The sequence below is a fragment of the Bacillus cereus group sp. BfR-BA-01453 genome (assembly GCF_022662915.1).
Classification (GTDB): Bacteria; Bacillota; Bacilli; order Bacillales; family Bacillaceae_G; genus Bacillus_A; species Bacillus_A paranthracis.
Map to the genome: position 1 here is coordinate 118,546 of NZ_JAKUEN010000011.1, position 24,064 is coordinate 142,609.

The following is a 24,064-nucleotide window of genomic DNA, read 5'->3' on the forward strand; positions in this document are numbered from 1 at the left end:
AGAAAAGGCCTCCCAATATTAGAAATAATCGGAAGGCCTTCAACCTATTAAATACTATATAACTTTAGTTCAAACTCTTCTTCTTTATACATTTCTGTCGTACGTCCCGAAACATCCTCTAAACGTAGTACACAAACATCACCTGTTTTATAACGATCTTCTAGCAGATGGAATACAGCTTCTGTTTGACGCTCTACTACCTCTCCTTTAGAATCGAATACGATTGTTAATTCATTTGAAATCCGCTCATTATTACGATAAAATGCTGCGCGCAATGTTCGTGGATATAACTCATTTGACACTTTTTCTTCTTGGAAAAATGGCACGATAAATTGATAACTTGTAATGACTTTTTGAATAGAAGTAACTCGAACATCTACAAGTTCTTTCTCTGCCTTACGTGCTTTTCCTTTTAACTGACGATATTCAATTAAAGGCACAATACTTTCTTGCGGCATTGCTCCTCCGTGAACAAAGCGTAGTCCACCACCAGCAGTAAAGCGATTTAATCCTTTCGCAATAACCGCTTCTTGTTCTAGCCCTAAATATTTCAAAGAAATCTTTACTGTTCCTTCAGGCTCTATTAAATCTTTCCCGATAGCAAATCGACGATTACTATCAAAAACATCACCTTTTATACTTTCTGTTTTCTGATGTTTTTCTACTTGTGAAGATTGATATAAGAACCCATGATCACTTGTAATAAAGATGCGGCCAGCGTCATACGTACCAGTCAGCTTTCGAACAACAACCTTTACACGTTCTATCGTATTCTCAACAGCTTCATATGTATAACCTTCCGTTTTACCAGAATCACCAATCGCATCGATATTATCATGATATAAATAGACAACACGTTTTCCTTTTATAAATCCTAAACCGTCTTCCTTACTTAAACCAATGAATTCTTCCATTTTTAATGCAATAGAATCTGGTTCACGCGATTGTAAAATCTTATTTCGATTTTGCAACCCTTTTGTAGAAATTTCATCTACATATACAGTACCATCACTTGCAATATTAGATATCTTTCCAGGTAACAACGCAGCCATTCCGAGTTGTGTATACGTCGGTAGCGATGCTTGCATAGGAATTAACCTTACTTCTGTATTCAATCGCTGACTAAAACTATTTGTTAACTCTTGTCCAATCTCATAGCGAAGTGCATCAGAAATGATCACAAAAATACGCTCTCTAGAACCTTCCACAAGCGGACGAATCATATAACGATAAAAGTTCTTCTGCTGCATTACATCAGTAATTGGCCAGTTCTCTTTTAATTTAGCCTCTACTATCTCATCTGTATAACGACCTAACTCTACTAAATATCGATTCTCATACCAAAACGTTAATCGCTCCAATAACTCACTATATTCATCTAAATTAGGCTCATTTACATAATGTACTTGAAAATGACGATACGCTTGATCGATATTATAATATTTATCTGTATAAAACGTAAACCATTCTTCTTCATTCTTCGGAATGTCATTACGCTCAAATACATCTTTCCACTCATACAAACGGAGTGCCTTTTCTAACAGTTCATATTCCTTATGAAAACGAGTCTTATACCAATAACTCTTACTTCGCTCAGTTAAAATACTCTTCCACTCTGTTACCACTATCGTTTCATTTAGAAGTAGCTCATGTAACACATCAAGAATTTTACGCTCTACTACTGCAAAAGTGTCACATCGAAGAAAAGCTTGATACGTGTACTGATCCACTGCTTGTACTACATTCCACTTTTGTTCTAATATGTCTAAAATTCCTTCTAGTACATTTCTTTCTTCCGACTTTAACCAATCTTCAATAAACACTTTACATATATTCGGAACTGTTGACTCATACTTAAACGCTACTAGCTTCTCATCTAAGTATGCAGCATAATGCTGGAACACGATTGTCTCCATAATTTGAACAAGACGATTATCGTCTTGTTTAGCAATTCCAAAATACTCTTCTATGAACGTATAAAATACTTCTGTATCCAAATACTTAGCAACTTGCTCAAGCATTTCATTTGTATCAGATAAACTTCCACCAGCTACAACACTTTTTAAAATATCTTGTGGTGTAATACTTTTAGCATTACATAACACAGCCAGCATCGTTTGCTTTACCTGCTCAACTGTCGACTTATTAGGAAGTAATTTTTGAAACTTCGCTACACGTTGCTTATTATCAAAGAACTTCGTATGCTCTTCTAAAAATGGTCGGATTGCAAGATGATCTAAACGCAATTCCTTCATACGAATCGCAACCTCATCAGCTTGAAACTCACCGTAACTTCCGCTATATAATAAAATATCTAATAAAAAATTCTCCCGATCCTCTGGTTTTGGAAATGGAGCATAAATTAAATACGAATTATCGGTATCCTCTTTCTCCAATAAAACCTTTGTACGGAAAGCATTATGTTCGTCTAAATAATGAAATTGAATATTTTCCCGTTTGATTGCTTCTTCTATTTCTGTCACATCACGCCCTTCACTTTGTGCATCATACCAAAACACCAGTGAACGATTCGTACTATTATTCTCTTCCTGTTGTTGATGAAACAGTCGAAGTAACTCTTCTATGATATTCATCAGTCACCAACTCTCACTAAACTTATTGTCCAACTCCTAGAATAAAAAAGAATAGGACGATTGTAAACTACTCAAATAAAAAAATGGATAGAGGGCATGCTCTATCCATTTTTTATTATTTAATCTTCGCAAGCACGCTTTCAATCTTCTTGTAGTTTACAACTACTCCATCATCTAAATCAAGTGCAATACGCTGATTTGCAAGTTCAGCCATCTTCTTATCAAAGTCAATAAGCTCATCTTGCTGTGCTTTAATTGTCGTTAACTGCTTATTATATCGCTTCTTCATCGCAGCTGTTAAATCCGGATTTACAAGATCTTGTTCTAAACGTTTTTGTTCTTGGCTTAATTTCTCTTGTAAATTCTGCAAATAAGAGAAGCGCATTGTCGCTAATGTTTCTGGTGTATAACGATGCAAGTAGAACAACGCACGGAAACCTTTCTTTTTACCTGAATCCGCCATCCAGTAAATTGGGCGTTTTTGATAGATCTTACAGTGATCACTATAAAACTCATCAAAGAAATAACGACGAAGACGCTCAACAGGCGTTTCATTATTTTTCATTGTAAGTGACTCAGCTAACCAACGAAGGTTCTCTGCAAGAGTATCTTGTCCAAACATAATCACTAATAATTCTTGTAAACGCGTTACAACATCATCTTCAAAATACTCTGTATCTGTTAATGGAATGATACCATCTGAATCAGGTTGGAATGTTTTATACTTACTAGTATCCCATTCTCCACCTGCATATGCTAGGCCTTCTACATCTAGTGAGTAACGTCCCATCATAAGACCAATACAGTAGGATAAGAATGATTTTGTATCACGAACGCGGTCGGCTCGGCGAATTGTTACTTCTCCATCTGGTACTTCTGGTGTTAGTTCGTCTTGTAAGCCATACATTTCGATAAAGATTTTATTTAACTCTTCTTCGTTTTGTTGGAGTTTACAGAATTGATTTTCAGCATACTCTTCCCAACTTGTATAGCATTCCTCTAAAACTTTAGCTTGTCCACGATACTTTAAAAGTGGATGCCATTCAAAATCCCAAGAGTTTTCAAAATGGTTCCAATCTTCTCTAGAAATCCCTATGTTTTCTTCTACTAACTTAGTAACATAAGGATAATTGGATTTATCTATTTTCACTGGAATATTCTTTATATTTCCTACCTGAAAGTGTAATGTAGGATTAAGGATTTTTAACATTGTTACTGAAATATTACTACTCAATAGCCCCAGTAAATAAAATAAGTTTTCTTTGCTTGTAAATGTCATAGATCCTGAAACATCAAATAAAAAACCTTCATTTAAATATCTCACACCAAAATAACTTGAGCTAACATCTGACCAAGTAATTCCCTCTTTAAAATAATACGAAGAGTTCCGAAGAACCGAACCTTTATAGTTTTTTATACTTTCTCCATTATTAAACCAATCTACAACATATTCTTGATTGCCATACCATTTTCGATAAGCTCCTCCCTTATTGTAAGGAAGCCATTTTAATTGATTCAATTCTGGATAATCAATTAACTTTAGATTAGCCTTTACAGCACTAACTTCAAACCAAAATCTTAAAAATTTATTATTGTTACCAGTTTGCAATCCAACCTTAGGTTCGGATACTTCCTCTAATCTTGCACTATTTAGAAAACTTTCTTTTACAGATGCAGATACCCAATACGCAATTGGAAAACCTGGAATATTATAAAAATCTCGACTATTGGCAGAATAACGATAATAAACCGAATCCCTTACCGCTTCCCTTACTTTAACCGGTTGGATGGAATAACCTTTAAAATCCTCTAATCTAATATATTCACCAACCTGAAGTTTACATTGGTTCTGAACAACAAATGTACAAATCGGTACCGTCGCTTCTTTAAAAGCAGAATATTCTAATTGAATTAACGTATTTATACTCTGATTTTCGATAATATATCTTCTTAATTTTTCATGAGTAGTTATAAACATCCATGTATAAGGCGTCATCAATGCAGAAAAACCATTTTTTGTAGTCATATTTGTACAACAATAAATAAAAGCAGCATATAAATCAGATTTGTAGTTGCTATAGTTAACTCCCATAAATTTCTTTAAAATAGGATTGTATTTATTATGATAAGGTGGATTAGTTACTACCACTTCATATTTTAAAGCTAATAAATATGCTTGTTCTAATAAAGGGACTAACTTCTCATTCAATTCAATAATATAAACTTCCTCTAATAAATCTACTGCATCTAAATTATAATCTTCAATGTGTTTAATATACTCTAAATATACTGAGGCTTCTTCTTTAGGAACTATAAGTGAACCAAACTGCTTTGCATTCTCAAATTGTCCTTGTAAAGAAGAAACCCAGCCCAGATCCCCTATCTTTTCTGATAAAAATGCTAGTGCATCATCAGAAATTTTTTCGCTATCTACAAACTCACAAATGTTTAACTTTAAATCCTCTGCTTTTTTTAAGAAACGACGATATTTTTCTTGTCCCTTCATCATTAATGCGAAGCTTGCCATCTGCACAGCACGTTTATCAATATCAAGACCGTACAAATTCTTCTCAATAATTAACCCTGGAATATCCCGTTCCGAGTATCCCGCTTCTAAATACATATCGTACAGCAAGTCAAACGCATACACTAAAATATGTCCAGATCCACATGCTGGATCAATCACCTTTATTTCTTCCAAATCCTTAACACCTGGGATCGGTAATTTCTCAGATGATTTGAAGTAGTATTCCCAATCTTCTACAAGGTTGTTTTCTGGCTTCCACTCATCATATAATTTCCCTAATGAATTTTGTACCATATATTGTACAATCCATTTTGGTGTAAATAATTGAGTAACAACAGGCAAATCTTCTTTTTTTACAGCATTGTTTTTAAGTCCACCAACCTTCTCCTTTCTCTCTGACATATAAAATTGATAAAGCCATCCGATAACCTCAACTTCTTGGAAATCATCCCCTAAATCATTCACTAATTTATTTATTAATGAATCTGCATGTAATAAAGACTCCGGCAATAATAATTCCGTATAATCCGCTAATTTTTCAAATAAGAAATCCATCATTCCATTTAATTCATTACATTGTGCTACTAATAACTTACGAAATGCTTCTTCACGATTTCCTTGTGCTAATAAAGAAGCCACGTCTTCTTTATTCACTGGCAAATCCGTGTATTGATACTCTGTTAAAATATCCGGATCAACTTTTCCTTTTGTTTCACTAGATAATACACGTACTTTTGATGGCAGATAGTTATGTACTTCCATATAGCGAATAGCGATAAGACGGTTAAACCATGTGTATGCTACTTCTTCAATTACATTATCGTAGCCTTTTGTTTCAACTTCTCTTAACAATTTTTGAATACTATTTTTATAAGATACTGGATATTTATTCCCATTTATTTCTACATAATCCGCCCCTGTTACAAGCACAGGAGAGCCTTCGGATGTGACTCCAAAGGCTTGTGCTCGTAATGCGATTTGTTCACGAAGTTCGTTACGGGCATAGACTGCAAATTCTTTTAGTACTTTTTTATTCATCGCATTTGTTCTCCTTTATTTTTTAATCTGTACTGTTTTTCCTTGATTTAATTCTTTATTAACCGCATCTTCCAGTTTTTCCAACCATTCCCTTAAAGCTTGAATGTTCTCTATTTCTACTTGACCATCTGGTAGTGCAACAGCCATTAATTGCGAGACACTCATTTTCACAATATTAATTTGATCAGTACCATCTAGATCATCTTGGTCATCTGCGTAATCTTTATATAGTTCCTTGACCCTCTCCTCCAAACGGCGATAATCATTATTTGCCATTTGCGTATACGTATACACACGTGAAATACTTTCAAGGTCCTGCATTTGTTTAACACGTTTCTGTAATTCAGCTATTTTTTCTTGAACTACTTCTTTGATGGAATCAATATTTTGATATCGTGTTTGTAGGCTTTCCATATCACGACGAATTGTTTCCATTTGCTTCAATTGTGTACCAATTTCATGTTTTACAAAATTAGAAAGCCCTTGTTTCAATTGCTCATTTAAAATTGGCAAATTAGGAATATGCTTATATGGATTGTCACTTGTTAAAATAGATACAATACTATTTTTAACTTTTTGCACTTCTGCATCATGCTGTGCTACATCTAAATCATCCCGGCGCTCTTTTAATACACGTACACTTTCATCAAAATGACGAATTGCATTACCATTATAGAATGAGTTTAAATGCTGCACATCGTCTAACCATTCTTCTAAATCTTCATCAAGCTCAATAAATTCTTCAACAAAATTTTCTTGTTTTGTGATAGCCAATAAGTCTATAATACTATTTTTAATTTTAGAAAGTGCAATTCCGCCTGGATATGGATATTGCTGGTCTTCACGTTGCTTCGTACGCTGCATATCGTCAATTGTCTCTATGAAATGTTTTTGAATTTGATTACGAATACTTTTCGCGACTTCATCGTAAGTTTCACCGATATCATAGAAGTTGAACAGTTCCCGCATTGTTTCTACAACTTCTTTACGCACACGCGATGGTATACCGATTTGCGCTTCAATAACAACTTTTTCTCTTTCCGAAGCCTTTGTAATTCGAGCGATAAACTGCGAGCTTGTTGTATCAAAGCTTTCATTTAAATACATCAGCTTAATTTTTTTATTATAGAGAGCAGCTGCGACCATACCAGCGATATCATTTTCGCTCCATCCATATGGTACATCTTTAAACTTCTCTACTAACAATTTCATAGTAACAATTTGTCTACCACGACTTTCCTCTAAGAAACGAACAATCGTATCATAAGCCAGGTGGTTTTCAAATGTTCCATCTAATCTTGCCGGTAAACCTTTTGTTGCCCAATCAAGAATGATGTCATTTGCATTTTTTACAGGTACTGGTTCATCAATATAACCTAAGTAGCTGTACGTATTTCGAACTAAGATCTCAAATGCACTTTGTAATTGATTTTCTAATGTACCCTTAAATTCGTAATCTTGCCCTTGAATAAAGTACTTTGCATTTGTTGCTGCTTCAGCTAATGCTTCTGTCGCTTTCTTCTCAAATTGACCAATTTGCGCACGTTTTTCATCTAATATTTGTTTTTGTTTTTCCGTTAAACTTGTTGAACTTTTTTTATTAGTAAATGCCTGGATTTTTTGTGCATATTGCATTGGTTCAAAGAATTTTTCAGCGTAATGATCCGGAATATACATAATCATCGTTCCAGAATGTGCATCTGCACGTGATTGTTCTTCTGATATATCACCTGTATATACTTGCAGTGTTAACGCATTTGTCTTCCCGCCACGATTATATGTATCAAATGCTTTATTAAATTCAAAATCATGCGTTTTCTGATAACGATATGATCTTACCTTCACAATATCTTCATAGAACACTTTACCTAAAGCATCGACAACATTTGCCTCATTTAAATTCTCACTTTGAATTTCACGGTTAATTTCTTGCTCATCATCGCTTAAGAAAACGAATGTACGATCTGCATTTTCTGCGATTAGCATTTTTTGACGAAGGCGGTATAGTGATTGTTTCACTTCTTTTTCCAATTCATTTTTAATACAATCTACACCATCTACAAGCAAAGTTGTAATGTTTTCAACAGTTGCTTTTACTTCATCAATACCTTTAATCATGAATAATACTTTAAGTACTTCTATATCAAATTCAGTAATACCATCACGCTTGCCAGCTTCAACAATCGTAGCTGAAACAGACGTGCTTAAGAAACGTTTTACCGTTTCGTAAAACTGTGAGAATCGTGCTAATTGATTTGTATCTTCATCTTTCAACTGAATCGCAACTTCTTGGAAAGCATTCAATAAAGAACGTTCCCCTTGTGATAAATGTGCACCAGCTTCTCCTTGTCGGCGAACCTTATTGAATACTCGTTGTAATAATTCTACTTGATATGGAACGAATGGATAAATAGATGCATATTCATCCGCTTCTTTAAATCCATTTTGTAGGACCGACTTATCTTTCTCGAACGTCAATGTATTATTTAAGCTTTGACCAATTTGATCGAAATCAATTTGTAAGCGATCTGCTGTTGCTGCTGTTTTTTCTAAAAGGCGACGTTTAATAACCTCGTCTGTATTCGAACTTGTAAGATGGATTTTTGTTGCAAATCGACCTTGGATTTTTGAAAACTTCTCCATTCCTTTTATTTTTGTTACAGCATCGATTTGTTCTTGCGATGTAACAATGACCCAAACTTTTCCGTGACAATAGTTACCCAAATCTTCTGTTACCGTTTGAAGATTTAACATTAAATCAGAATCATCGCCAATATACTGCCCAACTTCATCTACTAAAAACGTTAATCGAAAATCCTGTCCTTGATCTTTCACATGCTTAGCAACCAACTTAGCGAAGTCTTCCGAACTCATCTCGAAATTTTTGTTAGAAGCGGATAAGACAGATTCCGCTGTATCCGTTGTGTATCCTAATTGTGTTAATGCTTCAACAAATGATTTTTTCTTAAATAGTAAACGTGCACGGCTATCTACCCATTTCGTACCATCTATCTCTTCAAAACGCTTAACAAACTGATTATAAATTCCCTCTTCTGCAAGTTGTCTTTCTAAATTAGCAATCCATGGTGTAGAAGAGTAACCTAAATATTCATTAAACACTTTAAAAAATACATCCACTATCGTTGCTTTTTCTTTTTTCCCACCTGCTGATTTAGAATCTACATTGAATAAGATTGCTTGACTCTTATAGTTTGCAGATTGTTGAAGGATGTTTAATAATTCCTGATCATCGGTCTTATTCACAAAAAAGTCTACAGCTCGTTTGCCATATACTGTTTCATTGTTTAATAAATAAGATAAAATTTTTAAGAAGTGAGATTTACCTGATCCAAAGAAACCAGAAATCCATACACCCATTTTTGTTGTTTGATTTTCAAAGCTATATGCATAATTTTTGAAGAAATACGCCATGTTCTCGCTAATTTCTTTTGTCATTACGTACTCATCTAATTCATCTTGAATAACACCTTCATCTCGCTGCCCAGCCTGAACAACACCATTAATTTCACGATCAATATCTTTTTTAAATAATTCTTTAATTGTAAAAGAGTCTTGCAACATACTCGTTTCTCCCCTTATCTTCTATATCGAAAATGCACGATAATATCCGTTTGATTCAAAACGGTTGAATAAACTTAATCCTTGCCCCGTATACTCTCCTGGGTAAAAGATAATAATTGGTGTATTTGTTACTCGTGCATGTAGCTGGTTTAAAAGCTCATGCGTACTTACAAGTTGAAATACACTGCCCACACCTGTAACAAAGACAATTTTTGCATCAGTGGCTTCTTCTCCAATACGTTCTACCAATTGTTCTTCTTCTAACGTTGGAAGAATTGCCTCAAATAATTCTTCTGTTCCTTGCTCTTCTTCAAATTGCTTTAATCCCTCTATACCACCAATGTCTTCAAACAAGTCGATAATCATATCAAATAAATTTAAGACTTTTATATTTACTTGCATTTTATCTGCAAAATATTTCACTGAATTTCTAACCATCAGTTCATATTCAGGATCATAGTCAAACACAAAATAAGGGACTTCATTTCCAAGTCCACGCATCTTTAAAAAATCCTCTTTTTGAATTTCTTCAAAAAAACGATCCAATTTCTGTTGAATCATTTCCACATCTATCACCATCAGTCATTTAATGTAAGAATAAGTAAGTCACTATATTCAGTATTATTTTCTACGTATTCTCGTAACTCTTTACTTAGCGGAATCGATTTGATTTCATACTCATTTCCTTTTTTCACAAGGAGCTCTCCATCCACTAAGATCTTTAATGTAACTTGCTTTAGCTTATACTTTGTTTGGTCCGTCCATTTTCGAACTTCTTCATATTGTTGACCTTTTTCTTCAAAAAAGGTTATAACATTGCCTTCCGTTACCGTATTCTTAAAGCGTTTTAAGTTATAATGAATTACTTCTAGTACAAAATCACGTGGAAACTTAAAATGCTTTAAAAATGCATATAGCAAAATGGCATTATTATCAGAACGTGAACCATTTACTAGAATTTCACGCAATGTATCATCCAACTTTTCTGTTCTTCTATACACACGTGGAAAAATATCTTTCATTGCCGCTTCACTGCGGCAATGAAAGAGGTTTTCCTCAAATACTTTATCTTTAATAGCTTGCTTTGACATACCCTTTAATTGTAGGTCTGCCACTATCTTCATTTCATTACGATATAAATGTTCGGCTGTAAAACCACCAGAATATACTTTCATTTCTATATCACAACCTTCTAATTTCTAGTCCTGTAGCTTCTTCTTTAATTCTGCCCAACGATGCCATACTTTCAACCATGCATAAAAGTCATAGTAGCGTTCACGATCTTCTTCAAATGCTTCCATAACTACCTCTTCTTCCTCATCGTCAAACAATCGTAGTGTATCTTCTTGTTCTACTACTTTCATCTTTTCCACTTGTGGTTCGATGTTTGGATTAGAAATATCTGTGATTAACCAGTCTTTAAAAGACTTTCTCGGTTTTGGAGGTGCATTTGGATCACGATCCTCCAATAACGGTGATATGTTACCACGATAAAACATGTGCAAATCATGGTGGGCACGCGTAATGGACATATATAACATTTTAGCGTGTAAAGTCTCATCTTTAAAGGTTGTTTTACTTACATCATGTATAATTACTGCATCAAATTCTAATCCCTTTACTAAATACGATGGAATAATAACAATTTTTTCATGTAATTCTTGTCTTCCTTCTGAAATTACTTGAATACTATTGACTCCTCGTCTTTCCAATTCATCATAAGTGTCAATAGCTGCCTGTTTTGTATCTGTTAAAATAGCAACTGTTTTATGTCCTTTTCCATCAAACTCTTGAATAGAACGTACCATTTCATCATATAGCTCTCCAGCACTTGCCACATTTTGAATAGCAGGTACAGCTCCTGGACGGTTTACCGGGATTACAAGTGGAAAATCATAGTTACTATTTAGCAACACACGATTTGCCATATCCATTACTTGTCTCGTAGAACGGTAGCTCGTTTGCAGGTGAAGACGTTTATATTCTTTTTCTTTAAATACATATGACTCGATTTCTTCCCATCGATCTAAACCATAGAAAGAGAAAATCCCTTGCCCAATATCACCTAAAATCGTCATTGATTTTGCATAGTCTTTCATAATTGCAAGTTGGAATGGACTATAATCTTGTGCTTCATCAATGAAGATATGCTCATATTCTAATTTTTTTCCATTAATTTTCGCATCCAAATAAATAAGCGGCGCAATATCTTCATATGTAAATTTTTCTTGTTTTACTTGTCTTCCGTTTTTCAGAAGCAAACTAAGTAGCTCTTGTTCTATACCTTTGTGGAATGTATCAAATACTTTCTTTTGGAAAATAGATTTATACATAAGTATTGCAGAAATATGCTGCATCTTCTTCACATATAACTCAATTTCACTTTTCATTTTTTCGCGGAATACTTTCTCACGTAATTCCTTCGCTTTTTCCAATGCTTCATAAATTGCTTTACGCTCTTCTCCTTCTGGAAGCGTAATAATCCACTTCTGATAAGCATCTTCAAACTCATCTTCAATTTGCTGTATTTTCTTCTTCGTCTCTGCTATGCTCCAACTTGTAATGAAATCTTTTACTTTTTTCATACGAACATTCAACGGCAAATGTTCCTTCGTTTGATAGAAATTATGAATTTCATCTTTTTGCAACATAACATCTGATCCAATAATAATACTACCATGCGGAATCATTGTACTTCCGATATACTCAACAAAGTCATCTAATAACTTTTTAAAGCGAAGAGATCCTTTATATTTTGAAACTTTTATAAGATCTTCTTTATTAGAAGAAGCATAGACATTTACATAGTGGTCATGTAATTCTGGAATGCTGTTTACATCTGTAAAATAAGTCGATGCCCAATCATAGAATGTACGTTGTTCAATACCGTCTACTTCAATTTCAGGAACAATATCTTTAATGTAGGATAAGAAAATTTCGTTCGGCGCCAAAATCAAAATATCTTGCGGCTTCACTTGTTCATGATATTGATATAGAAGATAAGAAATACGATGAAGGGCAATTGTAGATTTCCCACTTCCCGCGGCCCCTTGAACAATAATGGTGTCTTTTAACGGTAAACGAATAATCTCATCTTGCTCCGCCTGAATACTCGAAACAATATCTCGTAATTGATGAGATTCACCTGTATTAGACAAAATTTCATTCAAATAATCATCCATATATTTTACTTGCTGGCCGTCTTCCTCTTCGACAATCCCACTTTGACCAATTTCATTTACACTATTAATTATTCCATCTTGAATAATAATACCGCGCTTACCAAGAATTTGAACGAATTGACTTTGATCATTTCCAATAGAAAAGCGAGATTGCACGCCTTGGTAAGCATTGTAAAGCTTACCTAAATCAGTACGCCAATCTACAACAATAAGATCCCCATCATCATCAATACCTTTTTTTCCTATGTAAATAGTCTCTTCACCATAGTCATCTTCAAAATCCAACCTACCAAAATACGGACTTTTTCGTGCTTCATTTAACTTCTTTATTTGCTTATGTTTTATTTCTTGTAAACTAGCTTCAACCTGAGATGTTACTTCCTTCTTCATCTCATCTTCTGTTTGATCTAACAAACTATCTATTACTTTTACCGTTTTATCTAAATACTTTTGTTCTTCTGTTATAAGAGTAGTATTCATCGCTCATCACCTTACATTTTATTACATACAATTATAATATAAAAATGTACCTTCTCATAGTTTAAGCTAAATAACAAATTATACTAATGAACTCCCATTCATCGAATATCTTAATTAAATTTTAATTCTAAAAAAGGTAACATTCACGTCACTTAAAAATATTTTTAAATAAACTTTATATTTACAATTAGAGAAATATAAACTATTAAAAAGGATTAGCACGTAATCCGTACCAATCCTTTTTAGCAATACATATTTATATTTGAGAATAATTCAATTAGTCTTAATGCACTAATTCCAACGTCTTCTTACACTCGGTACCCTGTGGTAATAGTCTTCATCAAATCTCTTATTATATCTACCACTTTCATTTTCTAAGATATAAGCTCCATATTTCAAATCTTGAGCAAATTCATCAAAATTCTCTTGATTAATATTAATACCTCTTTTGTAATTAAAATGTTCATTCTCTAAAAACATTTTATACACCCATGGATTTAAAATGAATTTTTCTATAGGCGAATCCTGAAATACTTCAAACACACCAATGATACGTTGAGGCATTATACCATCAAGAAGCATTACTTCTTGGTGAATATCGTTATACCATTTCACCCCAAGTCTTTCTAATTCTTTATTTAAATCCTCTGTTAATACCTCAAAACACCTTTCTTCTATTGGAATATACCCCAAAGTAATAAATCCATTATTTCTAGGTACGCCATCCAAACTATTAGTTGCAAACTTTCTAGCTATTTCCTTTTTCTTTTTTCCATATGTAGCGGAAATTAGCGGGCTAGTCTTTTTCCCTGACCATAAATTACCTATATTATGTAAAAATGCTGTTAAAAAAACTTTATTGTACTGAAGCTCTTCTATAGTTTTATCCTCATCAGTATTAGTAAACTTTTCAGATATTTGCCCATCAACCCATTCGCTCTTCTTTTTCTTTAATAAACCATTCGCTTCTTTATACAAAGCCTGAATCTCTTTTACCAGCGCTTCCCTGTCGTTCATTTCATATGTATATAAATTACTTCTTTTTCCTTCTGTTCTCTGCAAATATTCTCTTCCCTTTTGTCCCACAACAAAAAATTTATTTAAATCCTCTTTAATAAACCATTCATGCTCGTCTGGTAAAGAAAAACCACGAAGACATACGATCAATTTCCCTTCCTTCTCTAATCGATTTAAAGTGCGAATCAAATATGAAAGTTTTATAGCCCCCCTATAATTAACAGGTCCTAATTCATACTCATATATATCATTTATCGGATCAAAGCTCATAACTTCCTCTACATTTCGGAACAAAACTTCACTTTTTTTCATACTTTATTCCCCTTCACTATTAGCTTAGTCTTAGTTTCTCCAGTATCTCTTATTAATTATTTGTGATTATTTCCCCCTCTAATCCCCGGATGATTCTTTGTGACGTCTATCTTTTGTCCCCTTACTAAAGTATGTATCATCATAATTCCCCCGTCCTACACCTTTAATGTTTTATCATTCAGTTCAATTATACTCCTCTTTAGATTTCCAAGGATATTCTCAAGATATTTCGTTCCTTAATACTTGCCCAAAGGAAGGTTTATCATAACTTCCAGCATGAATGTATAAATGCTCAGATGATCTTGTCATGCCTACATATAATAGCTTACGTAGTTTAATATCATTTTGTTCAAGCTCCATTCTTTCAAACTTGTCCACATCAACTAAAAAGACAATTGGTGCCTCAAGACCTTTTGATGAATGATATGTTGTTATAATTAAATGTCCTTCAGTAATATTTTTTGTAACTTTTACTTTTTGACGTATCTCACGATTTAATTTCTTTTGTATATTCTCACAATCTTTTCCTTCTCTACACAAAATTAATATATCTTCTGGCTTATAGCCCTTGCGCTTAATAAGCTCGTAAACTTTATTACTAATATCTTCATATGATCCTTCAATAAAACTAACTCCATCTTTCATTTCATTCTCAAAAGATAGTTCGCTCATTGGACAATAAAATTTATTTACTTCCTCTTCCAATTTCTTTTCTTGTTTCAAGAAATTAAGGGCTAAATCTATATGTTGACTACCGGCACGATAAGATTTCTTTAATAAAGAACTTCTCCCGCGCATATCAATACCTAAGCTCTTCCAACTATGATCTGAGTTGTTATAGATGCTCTGGAGTCTATCTCCTGCTAAAAATAAATTTATCCCAGTAACAGTTTCCTTTTGGTTATTAACATACGTATGTTCTTTACAAGACTTCACACATAATCGAATCCAATCATCTAGAAAGTCTTGGTATTCGTCCACTAAAACAGCATCATATGATGATTGAGCTCGCTGTATAGCTACTTCCGGCAATTCTTCATTCCACCACTTCACTGTATTTTTTTGGGGTACACATATACTTGCTGTATCTAGCGCAAATTTATGAAAAGTGCTAACATCTATATTCTCTAAGCGCACATTCATAAAAGCAAGATCAGCTGCTAAAGAATTCAATTTGTTCTCAATTTTTGTTTTTAACGATCTATTATACGTTAATATTTTTATTTTCCACTCTGGATGTTCACGTACTAGATGAATTGCACGAGCTAGCAATAAAACCGTTTTCCCACTACCCGGAACTCCAGTTACCATATAGTGACCGTACGGTACACGCTTCGCGAAACGCTCTTGCTCTGCATCTAGTGCTGTAATTAATTCTTTTGTACTAATTTGATTATCGCTACAACTAACCTTAATTTCTGGGAATAATAGCGTTCGTATCGCAATAATTTCATCTTCTTCTACGAAACTAAATTCATTTTTAAATAATTGATTTATATTTACTGTACTTAACATGTCAGATGAAATACACTGCGCCGGTGGCTGATTAAATACTGGATCTAATCCACTCTCTTCAATTTTATTAAAATGAAGATACGGAAATATAACGTTAGTATGTAATTTAAACTTTAATTCGTTCCGTTCATTTTTTAAAACATCTTGCAAACTAAATAATCTCTGTGCTGCAGTATGATATAAGTTAGCTTTACAAAACGGATTATCTACCTGTTTCCCATCTGCTAAATCTATTTTTCTTCTATCCGCTCTACTAATGTAAGAAAGTTCCCAATCCTTCACTTCAAAGATTGTTACACCTCTTTGTGAATCAATTAAAATAAAATCTGGTTCTAAATGTCTAATTCTTGGCTGAATATATAAATACGCTTCTCTTTGCACATCTTTATATAAAGACCGAACCTTTTCAAGTACTTTTCTCTCACCTGGAGTTAAGCTCGGTAAATCATTCGGTATAACATGTAAACCCACAAGAATCCCCTCTTTTTTCATATTATGTACGTTGCAAATTCATAAAAACAAAATATAAATATATAATAATAATCAACTTCAAATACTAAAAAATTATCAAAATTTCTCTTTTACAATAAGAAATATTATTACAACACCATTCTCATTTTAAATTATATACTAAAATATAAGTTTTCTGGATTATTTTTCTATATTCAAAACAAAAAGACACTTTTCATAGTGCCTTTTCCATTAGTCTATACCTAACCTTTTATCTCCCTAATTTCTCTTTTCTCGTTTGCCCTGACTAATTAACTTAATAAGTTTCTCTCGATTAATTAATACAACTCGATTCACTTTAGCGAGTTTGTATGCTGCAGCTGTAAATTCACTATTTGTAACAACCCATGTTTCATCAGCTTTATACAACTCTTTTGCACCAACAATCTCCTGAACAGATTTAATTCCAATGTTATTCTTATAGCGTTTTGCCTGTACAATAATTCTTCTATCATTTTTTCTCAAAATTAAATCTGCACCAAAATCGTTAGATGCTCTAGTAACCTCTGTTTTATAACCCAAAGCCTGAAATAGACGTCCTAAATATTTTTCAAACTGGTGTCCACTCATTTTATCGATATCATAAATTCCTGATTGCCGAAGTTCTCTTAGCTTTTTTACATTCACATACATATATAATAATATAATTGCTGCCGATACCATTATTATCGGTACTAAAAATTCCGGTTTCCACAACACCCCGAAAAACGTCATAACTAGTAAAGATCCCAATATCGATTCATCTTGCTTCTTCTTTCGCTTAGCCATCTTAACTCCTCTTCACTCATAAACCATAATAATTACTTTAGTAACCTATATAAAATATCCCCCCTAAAACAAATAATGCTAAAACCCCTTTAATTATAGGTAGCATATCATCTGGTATATAAGATCTAATAATTACAAGCACAGTACATACAACAAATATAATACCAAGGAGCATCCATCCCAAAGTACTTCTTTTAATGATTCTGGTAACTCTATATTATTAACATCCATTTTAGTTCTCTTTCTATCTTAATTTATAAAATTATAATAACGCATTATTTTTATAAAAGGAAATATTTATATAAATGTATAGACTAAGAATGATATCGATATTTTATAAGTACAAAGCACTAAAATTACTTATCTCCTCTATCTCCACCAACCATCCCCCCATACCAACCATAACTCTCCTCCAAAAACCCCCTACTCTCCCCACTATCCTTATAATAAGAATTCCAACCCCTCTCCCTCAAAATCCACCTCCAACTATCACTCTCCACCATCCTCTTAATCACACCATCCCAATAAGCAACCTCTTCCTCCGTCATATCTTTCGGGCCCATAATTCCTTTCCAGTGCTGGAAGATAACGTTGATTCCTTGTTCTTTCCATGTTGGGATTTCTGGTAGGCGGTCTAGTCGTTTTGGTGCGGATACGGCTAGTATTTTTATTTTGCCGGTTTTGTATTGTTTTTCGGCTTCGGATAGGGTCATGGTTGCGGCGCCTATTTGTTTGTTCGTTAGGGCGTTTATGATTTTTTCTTTGTTTTCGTAGACGAAGAATTGTAGTTCGGCTGGGTTTATACCGAATGCTTTGCTTACTTGTACGAAGGATAGGTGATCGTCGTTTCCTAGGCCAGGGGCAACACCGATTTTGAATTTTTTCTTATCTTGTTTTAGTTGTTCCATTAGTTGTTTTGCGTTTTCTATGTTTGATTCTTTTGATACGACAACGACTTCCCAGTCTGATGCAAGTAGCGCGAGCGGGGTGAAGTCTTTATATGTTAGTTTACTGTGGCCTAGTAGATTGTTCGTTATGAGTAAGCTTGAGTTAATCGCCAGTACGTGACCGCCTTTTTGTTTCGTATATTTCCAGCCGACGTCACCGCTGCCACCTACTTTGTTGGTGACTGTGATTGGTTTTGTGAAGATTTTTTCTTCCGTCAGTGTTTTTTGCATTGCTCGTGCTGTTAAGTCCCATCCTGCTCCTTGAACGTTTGGCGCAACGATTTCTACTTTGTCGATGTTCACTTTATTCGTATGGGATTTTTCCGAGGCACAACCAGCTATTACTCCTGTCATGATCCATATACATAGTAATAATCGCTTTTTCATAGTCCTCGTCCTATTCGATATTTTCGTTCTGGTCGTCCAATTATTCCGTATGTGTATTCTACTGTGCACTCGTTTGTCGCTACTAAATATTCTAAATATCTTCTTGCGGTTGTTCTGGAGGCCCCCATTTGTTCTCCCATTTCTTCTATTGTAATGCCCTCTTCGAATCCTTTTATAATGCCTTTCACTTTTTGCAATGTTAGCGGATCAACACCAGTCGGTAAGTTTTTCATTTCTTGTGTTTGTGAAGTACCGAAAAAGTTATCGATTAGCGCTTGATTTACTTCATTGTTACTATGTAATAGTTGCTTCTTTCTTTTATAGTCTTCAATTGTGCGAACGAATTTTTCTAACGTGACCGGTTTTATAAGGTAGTTGCTTACGCCGTTTCGAATTGCTTTTTCTAGCATATGGTTTTCATTCGCCGCAGTAACCATAATGACGTCAACGTCTGGAAAGTCAGCATGAATTTTCGGTAATAAGTCGGTTCCGATTCCATCTGGCAAGTAATTATCTAATAGAAGCAAATCGATTTCTTCCCTTTGTAGTAGTTCCATCGTTTCTTTCGCGTTCAATGCTTTTCCGATCACTTTTACGTCCTTTATTTTTAATAAAAACTCCTCTTGAATTTGCGCGACACGGAAATCATCTTCTGCAATTGCAACCTTCAACATATGCCCATCCCCCTGTTTGTCATGTACTTTCTTTCAATGTTTTCGGAAGGTAAATTGTAAAAATCGCTCCCCCATTTTTCTCGTTTTGAATTTCAATTGTGCCCTCTAGGACATCTACCATTTCTTTTACATTGGCTAGTCCGTAACCACGATCATTTCCTTTCGTTGAAAATCCTTTTTGAAAAATAGTCGTGATTTTTTCAACTGGTATCCCTGCTCCACTGTCTATCACTTCAAACACAATGTCATGTCCAATATCCGTAACAAAGAAGGAAACACTCTTCTCCTCTCGTTCACTCACCGCATCAAATGCATTATCAATTATGTTTCCAAGGATCGTAATAAGGTGCGAAACTTTTATATGGTCTGGTAACGGATGAAGCGCACTATCTCCTTCAATATGAAAATCAATTTTCTTTTCAGATGCTGTTGCGATTTTCCCTAATAAAATAGCTTGTACTTTCGCATCATGAATTTGATGGAATAAAATATGGTTTTGGCTTTGATGAATATTAGATTCTTGTTGGATAAATTCAATCGCTTCTTTGTAATGTCCTAACTGAAGTAATCCTGATAAGACGAACAGCTTATTTGTGAATTCATGTGTTTGAGCACGTAAGTCTTCTGAGTACTTTCTTACTTCAGATATGGTGTTAACAAGGTTTTGCAGTTCTGTTTTATCTCTAAAACTACATACAATGCCTACCGTACTGTTATTTTCGAGTATCGGCGTCATGTTTAAAATAAACACTTTATCTTGAAACGCGATTTCTTGATCGTTTTCTAACACTCTCTCCATATTAAATTCCGGTAAAACTTTTGAAATGTGTTGCTGCATATAATCATCATTTACATGTAGCATCTCTTCTGCCGAGGTGTTCATCATTGTAATAAAACCATTTTGATCAATAGCGATAATTCCTTCTTTTATAGATAGTAGTATCGCGCTTCGTTCCCGGTATAGCGCTGCAATTTCATTCGGCTCTAAACCGAGTGTATCTTTCCGAATGCTACGCGCTAAAAGAATGCCACCAACAATGCCGGCTAGTAATACAGCTAAGGAAAAGAGTATAATTTCTTTCGTTCTGCTCAGTATGTTAGATTCGATACCTTTTATTGAAAACTCTACTGTCACAACACCTACGACTTGATCGTAGTCTCCGTTATGAACAATAATGGGCGCCTTCGCCATTAAAGCGGAACCACTTTCACCATTTCCTTCAAGCGTATAATAGCCACCAAAAGTGAGTGCTTCATAGTTATATGGATTGTTACTCTTTGTGCCAATTAACTCCGAATTAGAATGGGAATACATCACCCCAAAGCGATCTTCTATAATGACATAATCTGCACCAGCTTGCTCGCGAACTTGTTCCGCAATGGATTGGATCGTACTTTTATGCTCGTTATTTTGAAAAGCCTCTTTTATAGCTGGCATGAAAGAAAGAGATTTAGCTGTTTGTAGCGCTAACTGTTCCACTTGGCGCTTCGTATCAACGGACTGAATGTAAACAAATATTCCCGCTAATAGGAGAACGACAAATAAAATTAACGCGATAATTAAGCTTACTATTTTCGTTTGTAATGACACTTTGCGTGATTTTTTCATACCCCATACCCTTTGATAAAATATTCAAAACTATCAATCTCCTTTTTCTATTATTATGACAAAACTGAAAATGAAGCAACTATTAAAAATATCCATGTTCATAAAGTACAAAAAGAATAAAATTGTCATAATATTGAGATTTTATTTCGTAGACAGTACAATTCAACTACAATGAACACGCTTTCATATATACCTTTTATTTCTAAGCAAGAGGAGGAATTAGTATGGCTCAAGCAAAATCAAACCGAGTCGCCGGCAATATTTTCAAAGGTTCTGTCGGCAATTTAATTGAATGGTATGACTGGTACGTTTACTCTGCTTTCGCTGTTTACTTCTCAGCAGAGTTCTTTCCTAAAGGCGATCCAACGAGTCAGTTACTGAACACAGCGGCTATTTTCGCAGTTGGATTTTTAATGCGCCCTATCGGAAGTTTATTAATGGGCCGCTATGCGGATCGGCACGGACGCCGGGCAGCATTAACGCTTTCTATTACGGTTATGGCCGGCGGTTCTTTCATTATCGCCTGTACACCGAGTTACGAAAGCATCGGTATTATGGCGCCTATTATTTTAGTTCTTGCCCGTTTACTACAAGGACTATCGCTTGGCGGAGAGTATGGAACTTCCGCAACGTATTTATCTGAAATGGCTAGTAGTGGTCGCCGCGGTTTTTATTCAAGTTTCCAATATGTAACGCTCGTTGCTGGACAGATGGTTGCGTTAGGCGTTCAAATTGTTCTTCAGCAATTACTAAGCGAACCAGATATGAAAGCTTGGGGATGGCGCATTCCATTCATTATTGGAGCGATGGGCGCAGTAGCTGTATTATGGCTTCGCCGCACGATGGATGAATCAGAGCAGTTTGCAAACATAAAATCGCAAAAACGCGAAAGCGCAGGAACCGTTCGCGCACTTATGAAGCACCCGAAAGCAGTATTAACAGTAGTCGGCCTAACACTCGGAGGCACTGTTGCATTCTATACGTACACAACATATTTACAAAAGTTCATGGTAAACACAGTCGGTCTTCCGAAAGAAGTTGTAAGCTGGATTAACTTTGTCGCACTACTTATTTTCGTCGTACTTCAACCAATTGCGGGGTTACTATCCGATAAAATTGGACGCCGCCCACTATTAATGGCTTTCGGTATTCTCGGAACGTTACTAACAGCACCAATCTTCTTCTTTATGGAAAAAACGACAGAACCAATCGTAGCGTTCTTGCTTATGATGGTCGGCCTCATTATCGTTACTGGCTACACTTCCATTAACGCAATTGTAAAAGCAGAACTCTTCCCAACTGAAATTCGTGCACTTGGCGTAGGTTTACCATATGCACTAACCGTTGCGATATTTGGCGGAACAGCCGAGTTCATCGCATTGTGGCTAAAAAGTATCGGAATGGAGTCACTATTCTACTTCTACGTAGCTGGATGTATCGCGATCAGCTTTATTACGTATTGGCGTATGGATGAGTCATCGAAGACTTCGCAAATTGAGGCGGAGCTTGGTGGTGGGGATACATTAGTTAATAATAAATCTAGTTAAAATGATCTATTCTATAATCTTTGTTTACCTGAAAAAGCATAATTCATTAATATGAAATTCAAAAACCTCTACTTATATGTAGAGGTTTTTGAACTTTATAACAGAAAAGATATTCAAATTTACTTTTCTTCTTTTTTGATTATGACATGTATTATTTATAATAAATCATTATGAAACGAAAAAAAGAAGATTATAGAGGTAACATCTCATGTGTATCGACTTAAGAAAAATAAATACCTACTTTATAAGATCCACCAAGCTCAAATATTCTCTCATTTAAAGCCTTGAAATACGGAAGAATACTATCGCCATTGTTTTGCGCTAAAATTTGAAGCCTATCTTCTATTTATCTACATTTCTACATGTAGATAAATATATATATCATTCGAAAACACTAGCGGTTCGTTTTATTTTATGGTAAATTAAACCAATTAAAACATAAAAATTATTTCCAAAATGAAGATAATAATTTATAAATATAGTTAACATTCTATGCTTAGTAAAAAGTTAAACAAGGTGCTACTTTAAATCATTTAGAGGTTTTCTATCTAATTATACTAAAGTTGAGTGGTGAAACTAATATGAGCCAATGGCTAAGTAATGATAAAATGGCAGACCACGATTTTGGCGGTTGCATATTAAAATTTTTATTAGGTATGAGTATCATTTTTATACTTATTCTATATCCTATTTATTGGCTATTTTTTCAAGAAAACGAAAAACCTCTTGTAAAAAATACGTCATCCAACCAAGCAAATCAAATAGAAATTACGGGCATTTCTTATGGACATCTCTTCGATGATAAATACATAAAAATTTACTTTAAAGAAAAAAACAAACTTGTAGAGAAAACAAAAATAAGGGTGGCTAATTTTAATATTGTTAATAGTTCAGACCTTTATGAAATTTCATGGAAAGATAATACTAAAGTTTCAATAGTAATGAAATTTGAATATGAAACTAAAACATTGGAATATGATTTCGAAACGGAAAAAATGGGTGGATATATGAACAGCACAAATAATAACTTATTATAGCCTAATATTCCAAATATATAGGATACACTTCCAAATCATAAAAACTTTTTCCTACTATTTATATTTAAACAACGAAAGGGGGGTGGCACTTTGAACAAATGGGCTATATTATCTTTATCCTGTGTACCTTATGCTCTTTTAACTATAATAAATGAGCATACATTAGAAATTGGTGGATCAGCGAATATCTTTTGGAAAGTTGGTTTATTTGCACCACTTATAGGCGTTTTATTTTCAGCTGGAGCCAGTAAAACTTACCAACGCGTTATGCTTGCCATATTTAATTTAAGTTACTATTTTGTACTCTACATCCATATGATATACACTTTGTAAAATAC

Annotated in this window: 15 protein-coding genes; 3 read left to right on the forward strand and 12 right to left on the reverse strand. The window is 34.3% G+C overall.

Features of this window, described 5'->3' with window-relative positions:
* Nucleotides 1-47 precede the first annotated feature (47 nt).
* The 12 genes from pglZ to MR070_RS20055 all read right to left on the reverse strand — a co-directional run bounded on the left by pglZ (nucleotide 48) and on the right by MR070_RS20055 (nucleotide 21,142).
* Entirely contained in the window at nucleotides 48-2,594 is a 2,547-nt protein-coding gene (gene pglZ / locus MR070_RS20000) for a BREX-1 system phosphatase PglZ type A (protein WP_242261890.1), read from the reverse strand.
* A 115-nt stretch (nucleotides 2,595-2,709) separates the two neighbouring features.
* Entirely contained in the window at nucleotides 2,710-6,159 is a 3,450-nt protein-coding gene (pglX, locus tag MR070_RS20005) for a BREX-1 system adenine-specific DNA-methyltransferase PglX (RefSeq protein WP_242261891.1), read from the reverse strand.
* A gap of 15 nt (nucleotides 6,160-6,174) precedes the next feature.
* Entirely contained in the window at nucleotides 6,175-9,741 is a 3,567-nt protein-coding gene (gene brxC / locus MR070_RS20010; protein WP_242261892.1) for a BREX system P-loop protein BrxC, read from the reverse strand.
* Between the two features lie 21 nt (nucleotides 9,742-9,762).
* Nucleotides 9,763-10,302 carry a DUF1788 domain-containing protein gene (locus tag MR070_RS20015; protein WP_233723912.1) on the reverse strand — a complete coding sequence of 180 codons (540 nt, stop codon included), beginning with the start codon at nucleotides 10,300-10,302 and terminating at the stop codon, nucleotides 9,763-9,765.
* 17 nt (nucleotides 10,303-10,319) lie between these two features.
* A complete protein-coding gene (locus tag MR070_RS20020) occupies nucleotides 10,320-10,916 on the reverse strand; it encodes a DUF1819 family protein (protein ID WP_242261893.1) in 597 nt (198 codons plus the stop codon).
* Between the two features lie 24 nt (nucleotides 10,917-10,940).
* A complete protein-coding gene (gene helD / locus MR070_RS20025) occupies nucleotides 10,941-13,403 on the reverse strand; it encodes an RNA polymerase recycling motor HelD (protein WP_242261894.1) in 2,463 nt (820 codons plus the stop codon).
* A gap of 291 nt (nucleotides 13,404-13,694) precedes the next feature.
* Nucleotides 13,695-14,732: a hypothetical protein gene (locus MR070_RS20030; protein WP_048558551.1), complete on the reverse strand. Its 1,038-nt coding sequence runs from the start codon at nucleotides 14,730-14,732 to the stop codon at nucleotides 13,695-13,697.
* A gap of 219 nt (nucleotides 14,733-14,951) precedes the next feature.
* Complete coding sequence (locus MR070_RS20035; protein ID WP_242261895.1) at nucleotides 14,952-16,718, reverse strand: UvrD-helicase domain-containing protein; 1,767 nt, start codon at nucleotides 16,716-16,718, stop codon at nucleotides 14,952-14,954.
* A gap of 258 nt (nucleotides 16,719-16,976) precedes the next feature.
* Entirely contained in the window at nucleotides 16,977-17,525 is a 549-nt protein-coding gene (locus MR070_RS20040; protein WP_242261896.1) for a restriction endonuclease, read from the reverse strand.
* Nucleotides 17,526-17,881: 356 nt separating this feature from the next.
* The gene (locus MR070_RS20045) at nucleotides 17,882-18,859 is read right to left on the reverse strand and encodes a tripartite tricarboxylate transporter substrate binding protein (protein ID WP_242261897.1); all 978 of its coding nucleotides are present in this window, start codon (nucleotides 18,857-18,859) and stop codon (nucleotides 17,882-17,884) included.
* Nucleotides 18,856-19,533, reverse strand: a complete 678-nt coding sequence (locus MR070_RS20050; protein WP_000921521.1) for a response regulator — start codon at nucleotides 19,531-19,533, stop codon at nucleotides 18,856-18,858. Before MR070_RS20050 ends, MR070_RS20045 begins: the two co-directional genes overlap by 4 nt.
* Nucleotides 19,534-19,552: 19 nt before the next feature.
* A complete protein-coding gene (locus MR070_RS20055) occupies nucleotides 19,553-21,142 on the reverse strand; it encodes an ATP-binding protein (RefSeq protein WP_242261898.1) in 1,590 nt (529 codons plus the stop codon).
* 224 nt (nucleotides 21,143-21,366) lie between these two features.
* On the opposite strand from MR070_RS20055, the gene MR070_RS20060 reads away from it, so the two are divergent.
* The 3 genes from MR070_RS20060 to MR070_RS20070 all read left to right on the forward strand — a co-directional run bounded on the left by MR070_RS20060 (nucleotide 21,367) and on the right by MR070_RS20070 (nucleotide 24,059).
* Entirely contained in the window at nucleotides 21,367-22,689 is a 1,323-nt protein-coding gene (locus tag MR070_RS20060; RefSeq protein WP_065224652.1) for an MFS transporter, read from the forward strand.
* 581 nt (nucleotides 22,690-23,270) lie between these two features.
* Nucleotides 23,271-23,726, forward strand: a complete 456-nt coding sequence (locus MR070_RS20065; protein ID WP_242261899.1) for a hypothetical protein — start codon at nucleotides 23,271-23,273, stop codon at nucleotides 23,724-23,726.
* A 90-nt stretch (nucleotides 23,727-23,816) separates the two neighbouring features.
* The gene (locus MR070_RS20070; RefSeq protein ID WP_242261900.1) at nucleotides 23,817-24,059 is read left to right on the forward strand and encodes a hypothetical protein; all 243 of its coding nucleotides are present in this window, start codon (nucleotides 23,817-23,819) and stop codon (nucleotides 24,057-24,059) included.
* The last annotated feature ends 5 nt before the right edge of the window (nucleotides 24,060-24,064 follow it).

Excerpts from the sequence above, each read along its gene's own strand:
- MR070_RS20040 (WP_242261896.1), bottom strand. The coding sequence starts at position 17,525 with ATGGCTAAGCGAAAGAAGAAGCAAGATGAATCGATATTGGGATCTTTA.
- MR070_RS20030 (WP_048558551.1), bottom strand. The coding sequence starts at position 14,732 with ATGAAAAAAAGTGAAGTTTTGTTCCGAAATGTAGAGGAAGTTATGAGC.
- MR070_RS20065 (WP_242261899.1), top strand. The coding sequence starts at position 23,271 with ATGAGCCAATGGCTAAGTAATGATAAAATGGCAGACCACGATTTTGGC.
- MR070_RS20050 (WP_000921521.1), bottom strand. The coding sequence starts at position 19,533 with ATGTTGAAGGTTGCAATTGCAGAAGATGATTTCCGTGTCGCGCAAATT.
- MR070_RS20015 (WP_233723912.1), bottom strand. The coding sequence starts at position 10,302 with ATGATTCAACAGAAATTGGATCGTTTTTTTGAAGAAATTCAAAAAGAG.
- MR070_RS20060 (WP_065224652.1), top strand. The coding sequence starts at position 21,367 with ATGGCTCAAGCAAAATCAAACCGAGTCGCCGGCAATATTTTCAAAGGT.
- pglZ (WP_242261890.1), bottom strand. The coding sequence starts at position 2,594 with ATGAATATCATAGAAGAGTTACTTCGACTGTTTCATCAACAACAGGAA.
- MR070_RS20020 (WP_242261893.1), bottom strand. The coding sequence starts at position 10,916 with ATGAAAGTATATTCTGGTGGTTTTACAGCCGAACATTTATATCGTAAT.
- MR070_RS20045 (WP_242261897.1), bottom strand. The coding sequence starts at position 18,859 with ATGAAAAAGCGATTATTACTATGTATATGGATCATGACAGGAGTAATA.
- helD (WP_242261894.1), bottom strand. The coding sequence starts at position 13,403 with ATGAATACTACTCTTATAACAGAAGAACAAAAGTATTTAGATAAAACG.
- MR070_RS20055 (WP_242261898.1), bottom strand. The coding sequence starts at position 21,142 with ATGAAAAAATCACGCAAAGTGTCATTACAAACGAAAATAGTAAGCTTA.
- pglX (WP_242261891.1), bottom strand. The coding sequence starts at position 6,159 with ATGAATAAAAAAGTACTAAAAGAATTTGCAGTCTATGCCCGTAACGAA.
- brxC (WP_242261892.1), bottom strand. The coding sequence starts at position 9,741 with ATGTTGCAAGACTCTTTTACAATTAAAGAATTATTTAAAAAAGATATT.